This is a genomic window from Agrobacterium sp. GW821-FHT02D03, from assembly GCF_059421725.1.
Genome location: NZ_JBWKVN010000001.1, coordinates 2,029,357 through 2,042,244, shown reverse-complemented (window position 1 = coordinate 2,042,244; position 12,888 = coordinate 2,029,357). Strand labels below are relative to the sequence as shown.

Below are 12,888 nucleotides of genomic sequence, written 5' to 3'. Positions count from 1 at the left end.
GATTTACTCGAAATAATCCTGATGGTTGGCGAAGACCTGCGCCAGAATGCCAAGAACGCGGCGAAGATGTTTGCGCAGTTCATCCGCCGCAATAGTTTCATTGCCATCCTGAATCGCTGCATAGACTGCCTCGTGTTCGGCAAGCAGCCCAGCCATATGCGCCTCATCGGTAATGGCAAGAGCCCGCAGACGATCCAGGCCTGCCTTTTCGCGGATGAGCAGCGTTTCTAGCCTTTCCATGCCGGTGGCCGCAGCAAGGGCGCTGTGAAACTGGTCGTCATGCATACGAAAGGCCTTGCGGTCCGCGCGCTGCATCGCCTTGCGCTGCCCGTTCAGCGTATGCTCGATTTCTTGCTCGGCTTCCGAGGACAAGCCGATCTGGCACAGTTTCTCGACGGCCGCGACTTCCAGAGCTTCGCGGATGAACTGCGAACTGCGGATATTTCTCTCAGAAAGTTTGGAGACATAGGTCCCACGGCTGGGAAGTGTGACGATCAGGCCATCGTCGCGAAGGCGGCTCAGGGCTTCACGCACCGGCGTGCGACTGGAATTGAAGGACTGGCCGATCTCGTTTTCGGATACCGCCTGACCGGGAAAAAGCTCGCGCGACAAAATGGCGGACTTCAGCGCCAAGTAGATTTGATCCACCACGGGCCGGTTCAAATCCAGTCTCTCCATGGTCGGAACAGAGCTGCCTGTCATCGGGATTTTTGGCATTTGCACTCCAGCGATTTTCAACCGGTATACCGGAACACAAGTCAGTTGACAACCGGCATACCGGTATGCAATTTACGTCGCACTGGGAAGGGAGGCTCCCCGAAAATGCAGAATATCAAGACCTGCGTCATCATCGGCGCTGGAATGGTGGCGAAGACCCACGTGCTCGCTTGTGCAGCAAGCCCCGAGAAAATTAGATTGAAGGGTATCGTCGACAGCGGTTCCGGTCGCGCCAAGGCACTGGCCGAGGAAGCGTCGAAGCATGCAGGATATGACGTTACGGTCTATTCCTCGGTGGAGGAGGCGGCGCATGACATGGATGTCGATTTCGCCATCATCGCCACGCCGCCGAACGCCCGCCTCGATATCGTCGAAGCTTTTGCCCGCGCCGGCAAAGATATTCTGATGGAAAAGCCGGTTGCTCGCAACACCGATGAGGCGGAGCATCTGGTTGCTCTCTGTTGGGACGCTGGCGTCACGCTCGGTATCATCTTTCAGCACCGCATGCGGGCTGCATCACAGAAGGCGCGTGCACTTGTTGATGGCGGAACGCTTGGAGAGCTAGGTCTCTGCGAGATTTCCGTGCCGTGGTGGCGCGCCCAGTCCTATTATGACGAGCCCGGTCGCGGTACTTTGGCACGTGACGGTGGCGGCGTTCTGATTTCCCAGGCCATTCACACCATCGATCTTGCCCTCAGCCTCACAGGTCCTGTGTCGCGCGTTCAAGCGATGGCGGCAACGACTCGTTTCCATCGCATGGAAACCGAAGATTACGTTGCCGCTGGCCTTCGCTTTGCAAATGGCGCGGTCGGCTCGCTTGTCGCGAGCACGGCCAGTTTTCCAGGCTCGGCTGAATCGATCGTCCTGCACTTCGACAATGCCAGCCTCCGGATCGCTTCCGGTCTCCTGCATGTCGATTGGCGCGACGGACGCCAGGAGGTCTTTGGTGGGGCGGCTTCCGGCACTGGCGGCGGCGCCGATCCGATGGCCTTTACCCATGAATGGCACCAAAGCGTCTTCGAGGATTTCGCAGATAGCATAACCGCAGAACGTCCACCGGTTGTCACGGGCGAAGCGGCTCTTTTGTCTCACAGATTGATCGACGCGATCATTAACTCGGCCGAAACCGGCAAGGAAGTGGAACTGCAACAATGACTAAAGCAATTAAGTTCATCGCTCTGGGCATAGAGCACCGCCACATTTTTGGCATGGCACAGAACCTGATGGACGCCGGCGCGGAGTTCGTCGGCTGGTGGACGGAAGGCGAGCCCGACGTGGTCGAAGGCTTCGTCAAGCGTTTTCCCGACGTGCCGCGTTCGGTCACCAAGGAAGCGCTTCTGGCGGATGACAGCGTTGATATGGTCGTCATTGCCGATATCCCATCCAAGCGCGCAGACCTTGCGGTCGCCTCGATGGAAGCCGGCAAGGATGTCATGACCGACAAGCCAGGCTGCACCACATTCGAACAGCTCGAGCGCATTCGCCAGACGGTCAAGAAGACCAAACGCATCTGGACAGTCGATTTCTCCGAGCGCTTCGAAGTGCCGAGCGTCACCAAGGCTGCCGAGCTGGTCGCCGCAGGCGCCATCGGCCGCGTCGTCCAGACGATCGGCATGGGCCCGCATCGTCTGAACCGCCAGATCCGTCCAAAGTGGTTCTTCGAGCGTGAAGCATACGGCGGCATCATCACCGACATCGCCAGCCACCAGATTGACCAGTTCATGTTCTTCACCGGCTCCACCGAGGTGGAAATCGTGTCTGCTTCGGTTGCCAATTACGCCAACCCGGGCGACCCGGGCCTGCAGGATTTTGGCGAAGTGCTGCTGCGCGGCGACAAGGGCCACGGCTACATCCGCGTCGATTGGTATACGCCGGATGCGCTGCCCACCTGGGGTGATGGCCGCCTGACGATCCTCGGCACCGAGGGCTATATCGAACTGCGCAAATATGTCGATGTCGGCAACAGCGAAGGCACCGACCGCCTGATCCTCGTCAATGGCGATCGCTGCGAATATATCGATGCCTCCGACGCTGGCCTCCCATATTTCGGACGCGTATGCGACGACATCCGCAACCGCACCGAAACGGCGATGACGCAGGAACATGTCTTCAAGGTTTGCGATCTGTCGCTTCAGGCACAGGCCAAGGCTGAAGGAGCAAAGGCATGATTGGCGTCGCCATTGTCGGTGCCGGTATTGGTGCCGAGCATCTGAAGGGGTATCTCGCTTTGCCGGAGCGTTTCTCCGTCAAGGCGATCTGCGATCTCGACGTGGAACGTGCGCGTGGCGTTGCCAATGGCACGTCCATCCACGTCACCGCCGATCTGGATGAGGTCCTGGCGGATCCGAGCATCCAGCTCATCGACGTCTGCCTGCCGCCGCACTTGCATTTTCCGATCACGCTGAAGGCGCATGCCGCCGGCAAGGACGTGGTCTGCGAGAAACCGTTCGTGCGTTCGCTGGAAGAGGCAAATGCGCTTCTCGAATCCGTCAAGACAACCGGCCGCAGCATCTTCCCCGTTTTCCAGTATCGCTTTGGTCCGGCCATGCGCCAGCTTCGTGCGCTGATCGATGCCGGGCTTGCTGGTAAGGCCTATGTTGCAAGCTCGGAGGTCCACTGGAACCGTGGCAAGGGTTATTACGACATTCCCTGGCGCGGCACCTGGAAGGGCGAATGCGGTGGCGCGATCCTCGGCCATGCGATCCATGCGCATGATCTGATCTGCTACGTGCTTGGCCCGGTGGATGAAGTCTTCACCATGGCCGACACCCGGGTCAATACAATCGAAACCGAAGACTGCGCGGCCCTCAGCTTCCGCATGAAGAACGGCGCGTTGGCAACAAGTTCTGTCACGCTCGGTGCTGCCGAAGATACGTCGCGTCTACGCTTCTGCTTTGAAGGGTTCACTGCCGAAAGCGGTTCGCTGCCCTATCGTCCTGCGGAAGACAAATGGCGCTTTATCGCCCGTGCGCCAACGACTCAAGCTCAGATCGACGCGGTTCTTGCGACGGTTGGCGACGGCGAAAACGGTTTCACCGGTTTTGTCGAGGCGATCGCCGACGCCATGGAGGGACGCGGCGGCAAGGAAGTCACCGTAACGGACGGTCTGCAATCGATCGAACTCGTCACGGCCATCTATCGCTCGGCGCGGGAAGGCAAGCCGGTGCGTCTGGCAGAAGCGGCGGAAGGTCAGTGGATCAAGGGTTGGGCTCCACAGCCAGCACCAGCTGCAGCATCGGCCTGAGAATCGGAGCGATTTTCGGAATGCACGATGCGTAAATCTGAAGCGTAGAGCGTCCTTTGTGCGTCCCAAAGGACGCTCGGCGCTCTAAAGCATAATCATCGAACGGGAGGAAACCAGATGATCAGTCAATACAAAATCGCATTCGCGGCGTTGGCCTTGGGCACAGCGTCTTTCGCGGGTGGCGCTCAGGCTGCCCAGGAAGTTCGCTTCACCTGCGCCTATGACGGCAATGGCTGCGAAATCCTGAAGGACATTCTCGCACGCTATGAAAAGCAGCATCCCGACGTGAAGATCGTGACCGACGTGGTTCCTTACAAGGCACTGCTGGAAGGTCTGCCCGTTCAGCTCGCTGGTGGCAGCGGCCCTGACTTCGCCACCGTCACCGACCTTGGCGGCCTGAACCGTTATTACCTCGATCTCACGCCCTATGTGGACGCGAAGAACTGGGAAGACAATTTCTCCAACGTGCTGAAATGGTACCGCAGCGGCCCTGAAGACAAGGGCATCTACGGCATGCATACGCAGTTGACCATCACAGGCGCCTTCATCAATCGCACGCTCTTCGATCAGGCCAATGTTGTCGTACCCGGCAAGGACGCGACGATGGACGATTGGGCAAAGGCTGCGACTGCCGTTGCCAAGGCCACCAGCACGCCTTACCCGATGGCGATCGACCGTTCCGGCCACCGTATTGCCGGCCCGGCCATTTCCTACGGCGCCAAGATTTTCGACGCGGAAGGCAAACCGATCCTGGTCGATGAAGGCTTTACGACTTTCGTGAAGAAGTTCGTCGAGTGGAACAAGAACGGCACCATGGCGCGTGACGTCTGGGCCGGGCAGGGCGGCAACACCTATCGCGACGCCGCGCAGGAATTCATCAACGGCCAGCTCGCCTACTACTATTCTGGCAGCTGGCAGACCGCGCGCTTCGACAGCCAGGTAGGCGATGCCTTCGACTGGGAAGTCGTACCGCAGCCTTGCGGTGGTGCTGCCTGCACCGGCATGCCAGGTGGTACCGGCATTGTCGGTTTCAAGCAGACCAAGAACCCGAAGATCGTTGCCGATATCCTGAACTTCCTTGCTGAAGACGAGAACTATCTCGATTTTACGGTTCGCACCCGCAACGTTCCGGCCAAGAAGTCCATCGCGGAAAAGGGCGTGACCTATACCGGTGCGACCCCTGCGACGCAGAAGGCCATGAATGCCTGGCTCGACCAGATCCCCGGCATCAGCCCGATTGCTTACGCCTACCAGGGTTACAAGAACAATCGCGCCATGTTCAACATCTCTGTCCAGCGTATCACGCAGGCCATCGTCGGCGAACTCACGGTCGATGAAGCGATGGCACGCGCCAAGACGGACGTCGAGGAAATGTTGAAACAGGCGAAGTGATCCATCGCCTTCCGGCGCGGCGCATCCCGCGCCGCGCCGGATCGAAGGAGGAGCCCCATGTATAAATTTATTGCGCCAGTGATGGGCATCGTCGAACTGCCATTCGCCTTCCTGCAGAAGGTTCTCGGCCATCGACGGATTGCCTGGGTGTTTCTCACCCCCAACCTGTTACTCTTTGCTGTTTTCGCGTTTCTGCCGATCCTGCTGAACGTCGCCTATTCGGTCACCGGCACCGAGCAGATCATGCTTGCAGATCGCCCCTTCGTCGGCGGCGGTAATTTCTCGGCGCTGATGTCCTGCGCCAATTATCTCGACCCGAATTCCTGTCAGCAGGATCTCTTCTGGCGCTCGGTGTGGAACACGCTGCTCTTCGTCGTGCTGCAGGTGGGCTTCATGGTCGGCTTCTCGCTGATCACCGCCATCATCCTCAATCGCGATATCCGCGCCCGTGGTTTCTTCCGCGCCGTGTTCTTCTTCCCCGTGCTTCTGTCGCCAGTCGTCGTTGCGCTGATCTGGAAGTGGATCTTGCAGCGCTTCGGCGTGCTGAACGCCGCGATGGAAGGGATGGGCTTGAGCTCTGTCGACTGGATGCTGGAAGCAAACCTGGCCTTCGGCTGGTCGGTCTTTCTCTCGGTCTGGGCGCATATGGGCTTTTACACGCTCATCCTGCTTGCCGGTCTGCAGGCGATCCCGCGCGACGTCTACGAGGCCGCAGAACTCGACAAGGCCAACCCTTGGCGCATCTTCCGCCGCATCACCATGCCGCTTCTGGCGCCGACCATGCTCGTCGTGCTGGTTCTGTCGCTGATCAAGGGCGTACAGACCTTCGACGAAATCTTCGCCTTCACCGGCGGTGGTCCAGGCTCAGCGACGACCTTCATCATTCAATACATCTATCAGACCGGTTTTGCCGGCACGCCCCGCAACTTCGGCCTTGCAGCCGCAGCCTCGCTGCTTCTCGCTGTCGTTCTCGTGGTGCTGACCGCGCTACAATTCCGGGCAAACAGGAGCAAGGTCGATGGCTAGGATTGGTGCATTTCTGACCCGCACGCGCGGCCGCAATGGCAAGCTGCACTGGACCGACTGGCTGTCCTACGCCTATCTTGGCATGGCCGTTTTGATCATGTTCGGCCCGGTCGTCTGGCTTGTTCTGTCGTCCTTCAAGACGGAAGCGGACCTTCAGCGCTTTCCTCCGCGTTTTCTGCCCTATTCGCAGGAGACAGTCGTTGTGGATGGACAGCAGGCGCCGCTTCCTGCCTATACCACCAAGGACGGCCAGACGGTGGGCATGGTGCGGCGTATCGGTCTTGTGGCGCAGGTCATCGATCCGGCCAAGCCCACCGAAATACAGAAGGTTCCGTTCAATGAGTTGAAGTCGGCAGAGCGCGTGTCGCTAGCGACGGAGAACTACACCGAGCTTTTCCAGCGCTTCAACTTCCCGCTCTACTTCTGGAACTCGGTCTTCATCACGGTAACGTCCACCGTTATCATGCTGATCGTCAATTCCATGGCGGCCTTTGCCCTGTCGAAATATCAGTTCAAGGGCAGGGGTGCCGTTCTAGCCATGGTCGTCGGCACTTTGATGATCCCGCAGACGGTCGTGCTTGTGCCGCTCTTTCTCATCACCAGCCAGCTTGGCATGATCAACAGTCTCTGGGGCGTGATCATTCCCGGTGCCGCCACGCCGACCGGCGTGTTCCTGCTGCGTCAATATATGCTGACGATCCCCGATGAGATCCTCGACGCGGCACGCATGGATAAGGCCAGCGAGTGGAAGATCTACTGGCGCATCATTCTGCCGCTCTCCGCACCGGCACTGGCCGTGCTTGCGATCCTGGCGGTCATGTGGCGCTGGAACGACTTCCTCTGGCCGCTGATCGTGCTGACCCGTAACGACAATTTCACCCTGCAACTGGCACTGAATTCCTTCCAGGGAGAGATGTCGACGGAGTGGAGCAACCTGCTCGCCATGACCGTGCTGACGCTCGCGCCCATCGCGCTGGTCTTCATGTTCCTACAAAAATACATCGCCACCGGCATTGCATCGACGGGCGGCAAATAATCCTTCGGGAGGAGACACGACAATGGCAAGTATTGAGCTTCGTCAGGTCAAAAAGACATATGGCGCCCTTGATGTGATCAAGGGTATCGATCTCGATATCAAGCACGGCGAATTCTGCGTATTCGTCGGACCGTCCGGCTGCGGAAAGTCAACGCTTCTGCGCATGATTTCAGGCCTGGAAGCCCTGACCGATGGCGATATCGTCATCGGTGGCGATGTGGTCAACACGGTGCCGGCTGCGGACCGCGGTCTTGCCATGGTGTTCCAGTCCTACGCGCTCTATCCGCATATGACGGTGCGCGAGAACCTCTCCTTCGGCCTTGAAAACATCGGCACGCCGAAGAAGGCGATCGCCGAAAAGATCGCTCAGGTTTCCAAGATGCTGCAGATCGATCAGCTTCTGGAGCGCCGCCCCAAGGATCTGTCGGGCGGACAGCGCCAGCGCGTTGCGATCGGCCGTGCCGTCGTGCGTGAACCGCGCGTCTTCCTTTTCGATGAGCCGCTTTCCAACCTCGACGCGGAGTTGCGCGTCGATATGCGCGGCGAAATCTCCGCTCTGCACAAGCGTCTTGGCAACACCATGATCTACGTCACCCACGACCAGGTAGAAGCCATGACCATGGCCGACAAGATCGCCGTGCTGCGCGCTGGCAAGCTGGAGCAGTTCGGCGTCCCGCTCGATCTTTACAATCGCCCTGCCAATCTCTTCGTCGCAGGCTTCATCGGATCGCCGAAGATGAATTTCTTCGCCGGCGAGGTGATCTCCGGACCGACACCACTGCTGAAGATCGCGACGGGCGAACTGATCCCGCTGCCGCAGACCGGTTTTTCCTATGCGCCCGGCCAGAAGGTCACGCTCGGCATTCGCCCCAACCATGTGAAGCACGGCAGCGAGGGACCGCTCACCATGTCGGTGCGCACAGCCGAACAGCTCGGTGGAGAATCCTATCTCTACGGCAATCTGGGCGATGGTACGCCTGTGACGCTGCATCTGTCCGGACAGACCTCCACTGCCGCAGGTGAGGTGATCCGCATGGCCGCGCCGCTCGAGCACGTTCATCTTTTCGATACGACGAGCGGCTTGACGCTCAAGCAGGACGTTTGACATGACTGAGAAGAAGCTTCGCTCCGCCCGCTGGTTTGCACCCGACGACCTGCGCAGTTTCGGCCACCGCTCGCGCATGATGCAGCTTGGCTATTCCGAAGAGGATTTTGCCGGCAAGCCGGTGATCGGCATCCTCAATACGTGGTCGGAGCTCAACACCTGTCACTCGCATTTTCCCGAACGAGTGAAGGACGTGAAGCGTGGCGTTCTTCAGGCTGGCGGCTTCCCCGTCGAGATGCCATCGCTCTCCGTCGATGAGAGCTTTACCAAGCCAACCTCCATGCTTTACCGCAACATGCTGGCGATGGAGACGGAAGAGATGATCCGCTCTCATCCGCTCGATGGCGTCGTGCTAATGGGCGGCTGTGACAAGACCACGCCCGGTCTCGTCATGGGTGCGATCTCCGCTGGCGTGCCGATGATCTATTTGCCCGCTGGCCCGATGCTGAGCGGCAACTATGCCGGCAAGACACTCGGTTCCGGCTCTGACGCCTGGAAATACTGGGACGAACGCCGCGCAGGCAATGTGAGCGATGAAGAGTGGAGCGGCGTCCAGGGCGGCATCGCGCGCTCCGCCGGCGTCTGCATGACCATGGGCACGGCCTCCACCATGACCGCGATCACCGATGCGCTCGGTCTGACGCTGCCGGGTGCATCCTCGATCCCTGCCGTGGACTCAGCTCATCTGCGCATGTCGGCTGCCTGCGGCCGTCGCATCGTGGAAATGGTGGCCGAGGATCTGACGCCGAACAAGATTTTGAGTGCGGCAGCCTTCCGCAATGCGGCGATCGTTGCCATGGCAACCGGCTGCTCCACCAATGCGGTCGTGCATCTGATCGCCATGGCCAGGCGCGCCGGCGTGCCGATGACTTTGGACGAACTGGATGCGCTCGGCCGCGTCACCCCGCTGATTGCCAATGTCCGCCCCTCGGGCAAGGACTATCTGATGGAGGACTTCTACTTTGCCGGTGGTCTGCGCGCACTGATGAAGCAGATCGAAAGCCGCCTTGATTGTTCAGCAATGACGGTGACCGGTCGCAGCATGGGTGAAAACCTGGAAGGCGCCAAGGTCTATAATGACGATGTCATTCGCTCGCTCGACAATCCCGTCTATGCAGAGGGTTCGCTTGCTGTCCTTCGTGGCAATCTCTGCCCGGATGGTGCCGTGATCAAGCCTGCGGCCAGCGATCCCAAGTTCCATGTCCATGAAGGTCCAGCGCTCGTCTTCGATAGCTATCCGGAAATGAAGGCGGCGATCGACGATGAAAATCTTGACGTTACCCCTGATCATGTTCTGGTGCTGCGCAATGCAGGACCACTGGGTGGCCCCGGCTTTCCGGAATGGGGCATGTTGCCCATCCCCAAAGCTCTGATCAAGAAGGGCCACCGCGATATGGTGCGCATTTCCGACGCCCGCATGTCCGGCACGTCCTATGGCGCCTGCGTGCTGCACGTCGCGCCGGAAAGCTTTGTTGGCGGCCCGCTCGCGCTATTGAAGACCGGCGACATCGTCCGCCTCGATCTGCCCGCACGTCGCCTCGATATGCTGGTCAGCGAAGAGGAGATCGAAAGCCGCCGTGCCGCCTGGCAGCCGCCAGCGCCGCGTTATGAGCGTGGCTACGGCTATCTCTTTTCCAAGCACGTGACACAGGCGGATGAGGGCTGCGACTTCGACTTCCTCCAGACGGATTTCGGCCGCAGCGCCGGCGAGCCGGACATCTACTAAAGGATTGGGTCGATGATGAAGCGTTTGCTGATCACAGGTGCCAGCGGCCAGCTTGGCAGAATGCTGCGCGGGCGTCTCGGCCAGGTTGCCGAAATCGTCCGCCTTTCGGATGTGGCGGAGATTGCCCCGCCCGCCGGACCGCATGAGGAAGTGGTGCGCTGCGCGCTGGAGGATGCTGAGGCCGTCCACGATCTGGTGAAGGATTGCGATGGCATCGTTCATCTGGGCGGCATTTCGGTTGAGAAGGCATACGATCCGATCGAGGACGCCAATCTGCGCGGAGTCTACAATCTCTATGAAGCGGCGCGGGCGAACGGGAAGCCACGCATTCTCTTCGCCTCGACCAATCACACGATCGGCTACTATCCCCAAGGCACTCAGCTCACTGCAGACATGCCCTTCCTGCCGGATGGGCTTTACGGCGTTTCGAAGATTTTCGGCGAGGCGATGGCGAGCCTCTATCATTCCAAGTTCAGCCAGGAGACGGCGATCGTCCGGATCGGTTCCTGCACCGAAAAGCCGATGGATTGGCGCATGCTCTCCACCTGGCTCAGCCATGACGATTTCGTCTCGCTGATCGAGTCCGTTTTCCGCGTGCCGAAGCTTGGCTGCCCGGTAATCTGGGGTGTGTCTGCCAACGATGATGCCTGGTGGGACAACTCTTATGTCGATTTTCTCGGCTGGCAGCGGCGTGACAATGCCGCGCGGTTCCGCGAGGAGATCGAACGGACCGTGCCGCGCCCCGATCCGGAGGCGGCCATCGCGAAATATCAGGGTGGCGTCTTCATCGACGAACCCATTCACAAGGCGTGAAAAGCCTTCATCCGTCACGACGAGGAGAACACTATGAACAGCGAAACCCGCGAAAAACTATCGACGATTTCCGTCGCGACACTGGCAACGGCGCTTTACAAGCGCGGCCTGCGCAACCAGGTCATCCAGGGTGTTCGCCCGCTTGGCTACAAGGGCAAGAACATGGTGGGCCCGGCCTTCACACTGCGCTACATGCCGGCCCGTGAAGACCGCAACCAGCTCGTCGAATTCCGCAACCCCGCCCATCCGCAGCGCGTGGCGATCGAGACCTGCCCTCCGGGCCATGTGCTGGTCATGGATAGCCGCAAGGACGCGAGTGCTGCGTCTGCCGGCGATATTCTCGTCACCCGTTTGATGGTGCGTGGCGGTGCCGGTATCGTCTCCGACGGCGGTTTCCGCGACGCGGCCACCATTGCCGAGCTGGATATCCCGGCCTACCACACCCGCCCCTCCAGCCCGACGAACCTCACCAGGCATGAGGCAATCGAGATCAACGGTCCCATCGGCTGCGGCGATGCGCCGGTCTTCCCGGGCGACATCATCGTTGGTGACGCGGATTGCGTCATCGTCATCCCCGCCGGTATTGCGGATGAAATTGCGACCGAAGCCGTAGAAATGACCGCTTACGAGGACTTTGTCGTGGAACGGGTCAAGGCAGGCGAAACGATTATCGGCCTCTACCCCTGCACCAAGGACGAGCACCAGACCGCTTTTGCAGCATGGCGCAGGGAAAACGGTCGCTGACCGTCGGGCAACGCCTTACAGCGTCGGCTCAAGAATCGAAGCCGATTTTCGGAAAGCACGGCGCTCTAAGCAAGATCATTCATAAAGAAAATGGCCGGGTTCGTCCCGGCCATTTGTCCATCGGCTAAACTCGTCGACGACCGCTATCAGTCGTAGAAGGAATCCACGAACTTGTGGCGACCGAGCAAGAACGCGTCGGCGACGTGGGTCAGCGGTGCGAGATCGACGTCGGATGTCTTGGCCTTGATGATCTCGGCGAAGCGCTCGTAAAGGGCAGGGTATTCGCGCTCCGGCTCTGCAAATTTCAGTTCGCCATTGATCGAAAGCTTTGTGCCGCCTTCGGAGAGAACCATCTGACCGGCTTCCGTTTCAGCAACGATATCCCAGCTCTGCTTGCCCGTCTGGCGCCAGTCGAACTCGGCATGCACCGGCATCTTCGTCACGTCGGAGAAGTGGATGTCGGCGGCAATCGGTGCGTCGCGATTTTCCGGGAATTCCAGCGTCGCCTTGGTGATGAACAGCGCGCGTGGCAGGATATGGGTAATGATCGACAGCGCATTGATGCCGGGGTCGAAGACACCGAGACCGCCGGCCTGCCAGATCCATTCCTGGTTCGGGTGCCAGTGGCGCACATCTTCCTTCCAGATGACGTGAACGCTGTTGATCTTGGTGGAGGCCAGGAAGCTCTTTGCTGCTTCGACGGCGGGCGCATAGCGCGAATGCCAGCTTGCAAACAGCGACAGGCCTTTCGAATCCGCCAGGCGAACAAGATCCTGCACTTCCGAAAGGGTTGCGCCGGGCGGCTTTTCAAGGAAGACATGCTTGCCGGCGTTGAGCGCGGTATAGGCTGCCTCGTAGCGATATTGCGGCGGCATGCAGAGCGAAACCGCGGTCACTTCCGGCACGGCAGCGATCAACTCTTCGATCGTGTGGTGGGACGGCACGCCTTCCACAGTACCATGACGGCTGGCCGTTGCGACAAGGTCGAAATCCGCATTGGCGGCGATGGCTGGAAGATGCTGGTCGCGAACGATTTTACCGACGCCGACGATGGCAAGCTTGATGGCTGACATGCTTTTAAGACC

12 protein-coding genes are annotated in these 12,888 nt (G+C 59.7%); 10 read left to right on the top strand and 2 right to left on the bottom strand.

Annotated elements, in window-relative coordinates; genetic code table 11:
* Positions 1–3 precede the first annotated feature (3 nt).
* Positions 4–717 (bottom strand): GntR family transcriptional regulator, encoded by a 714-nt coding sequence (locus tag AC07U5_RS09690; RefSeq protein ID WP_494722875.1) that lies wholly within the window; start codon positions 715–717, stop codon positions 4–6.
* Between the two features lie 105 nt (positions 718–822).
* Between AC07U5_RS09690 and AC07U5_RS09685 the strand changes: the two genes are divergently transcribed.
* The 10 genes from AC07U5_RS09685 (at position 823) to AC07U5_RS09640 (ending at position 11,803) form a co-directional block, all read left to right on the top strand.
* Positions 823–1,872 carry a Gfo/Idh/MocA family protein gene (locus AC07U5_RS09685; protein WP_494722874.1) on the top strand — a complete coding sequence of 350 codons (1,050 nt, stop codon included), beginning with the start codon at positions 823–825 and terminating at the stop codon, positions 1,870–1,872.
* Positions 1,869–2,885, top strand: coding sequence for a Gfo/Idh/MocA family protein (locus tag AC07U5_RS09680; protein ID WP_494722873.1), 1,017 nt, complete (start codon positions 1,869–1,871; stop codon positions 2,883–2,885). The genes AC07U5_RS09685 and AC07U5_RS09680 overlap by 4 nt, the downstream gene beginning before the upstream one ends.
* Positions 2,882–3,961, top strand: coding sequence for a Gfo/Idh/MocA family protein (locus AC07U5_RS09675; protein WP_494722872.1), 1,080 nt, complete (start codon positions 2,882–2,884; stop codon positions 3,959–3,961). The genes AC07U5_RS09680 and AC07U5_RS09675 overlap by 4 nt, the downstream gene beginning before the upstream one ends.
* A 117-nt stretch (positions 3,962–4,078) precedes the next feature.
* Positions 4,079–5,353, top strand: a complete 1,275-nt coding sequence (locus AC07U5_RS09670) for an ABC transporter substrate-binding protein (RefSeq protein ID WP_494722871.1) — start codon at positions 4,079–4,081, stop codon at positions 5,351–5,353.
* 57 nt (positions 5,354–5,410) lie between these two features.
* Positions 5,411–6,379, top strand: coding sequence for a carbohydrate ABC transporter permease (locus AC07U5_RS09665; protein WP_112952366.1), 969 nt, complete (start codon positions 5,411–5,413; stop codon positions 6,377–6,379).
* Positions 6,372–7,415 carry a carbohydrate ABC transporter permease gene (locus AC07U5_RS09660; RefSeq protein ID WP_111847826.1) on the top strand — a complete coding sequence of 348 codons (1,044 nt, stop codon included), beginning with the start codon at positions 6,372–6,374 and terminating at the stop codon, positions 7,413–7,415. The genes AC07U5_RS09665 and AC07U5_RS09660 overlap by 8 nt, the downstream gene beginning before the upstream one ends.
* A 22-nt stretch (positions 7,416–7,437) precedes the next feature.
* The gene (locus AC07U5_RS09655) at positions 7,438–8,520 is read left to right on the top strand and encodes an ABC transporter ATP-binding protein (protein ID WP_113272239.1); all 1,083 of its coding nucleotides are present in this window, start codon (positions 7,438–7,440) and stop codon (positions 8,518–8,520) included.
* Position 8,521: 1 nt separating this feature from the next.
* The gene (gene araD, locus AC07U5_RS09650; RefSeq protein WP_494722870.1) at positions 8,522–10,246 is read left to right on the top strand and encodes an L-arabinonate dehydratase; all 1,725 of its coding nucleotides are present in this window, start codon (positions 8,522–8,524) and stop codon (positions 10,244–10,246) included.
* A gap of 12 nt (positions 10,247–10,258) precedes the next feature.
* The gene (locus tag AC07U5_RS09645; RefSeq protein ID WP_494722869.1) at positions 10,259–11,059 is read left to right on the top strand and encodes an NAD-dependent epimerase/dehydratase family protein; all 801 of its coding nucleotides are present in this window, start codon (positions 10,259–10,261) and stop codon (positions 11,057–11,059) included.
* A gap of 33 nt (positions 11,060–11,092) precedes the next feature.
* On the top strand, positions 11,093–11,803 hold the full coding sequence (locus AC07U5_RS09640; RefSeq protein WP_343108562.1) for a ribonuclease activity regulator RraA: 711 nt from the start codon (positions 11,093–11,095) through the stop codon (positions 11,801–11,803).
* Between the two features lie 146 nt (positions 11,804–11,949).
* On the opposite strand, the gene AC07U5_RS09635 is transcribed toward AC07U5_RS09640, so the two are convergent.
* The gene (locus tag AC07U5_RS09635) at positions 11,950–12,876 is read right to left on the bottom strand and encodes a Gfo/Idh/MocA family protein (protein WP_494722868.1); all 927 of its coding nucleotides are present in this window, start codon (positions 12,874–12,876) and stop codon (positions 11,950–11,952) included.
* Between the last annotated feature and the right edge of the window lie 12 nt (positions 12,877–12,888).

What these genes read in the sequence shown, in the direction of transcription:
- AC07U5_RS09690 (WP_494722875.1), bottom strand. Translation starts at nt 717, where the DNA reads ATGCCAAAAATCCCGATGACAGGCAGCTCTGTTCCGACCATGGAGAGA.
- AC07U5_RS09685 (WP_494722874.1), top strand. Translation starts at nt 823, where the DNA reads ATGCAGAATATCAAGACCTGCGTCATCATCGGCGCTGGAATGGTGGCG.
- AC07U5_RS09680 (WP_494722873.1), top strand. Translation starts at nt 1,869, where the DNA reads ATGACTAAAGCAATTAAGTTCATCGCTCTGGGCATAGAGCACCGCCAC.
- AC07U5_RS09675 (WP_494722872.1), top strand. Translation starts at nt 2,882, where the DNA reads ATGATTGGCGTCGCCATTGTCGGTGCCGGTATTGGTGCCGAGCATCTG.
- AC07U5_RS09670 (WP_494722871.1), top strand. Translation starts at nt 4,079, where the DNA reads ATGATCAGTCAATACAAAATCGCATTCGCGGCGTTGGCCTTGGGCACA.
- AC07U5_RS09665 (WP_112952366.1), top strand. Translation starts at nt 5,411, where the DNA reads ATGTATAAATTTATTGCGCCAGTGATGGGCATCGTCGAACTGCCATTC.
- AC07U5_RS09660 (WP_111847826.1), top strand. Translation starts at nt 6,372, where the DNA reads ATGGCTAGGATTGGTGCATTTCTGACCCGCACGCGCGGCCGCAATGGC.
- AC07U5_RS09655 (WP_113272239.1), top strand. Translation starts at nt 7,438, where the DNA reads ATGGCAAGTATTGAGCTTCGTCAGGTCAAAAAGACATATGGCGCCCTT.
- araD (WP_494722870.1), top strand. Translation starts at nt 8,522, where the DNA reads ATGACTGAGAAGAAGCTTCGCTCCGCCCGCTGGTTTGCACCCGACGAC.
- AC07U5_RS09645 (WP_494722869.1), top strand. Translation starts at nt 10,259, where the DNA reads ATGATGAAGCGTTTGCTGATCACAGGTGCCAGCGGCCAGCTTGGCAGA.
- AC07U5_RS09640 (WP_343108562.1), top strand. Translation starts at nt 11,093, where the DNA reads ATGAACAGCGAAACCCGCGAAAAACTATCGACGATTTCCGTCGCGACA.
- AC07U5_RS09635 (WP_494722868.1), bottom strand. Translation starts at nt 12,876, where the DNA reads ATGTCAGCCATCAAGCTTGCCATCGTCGGCGTCGGTAAAATCGTTCGC.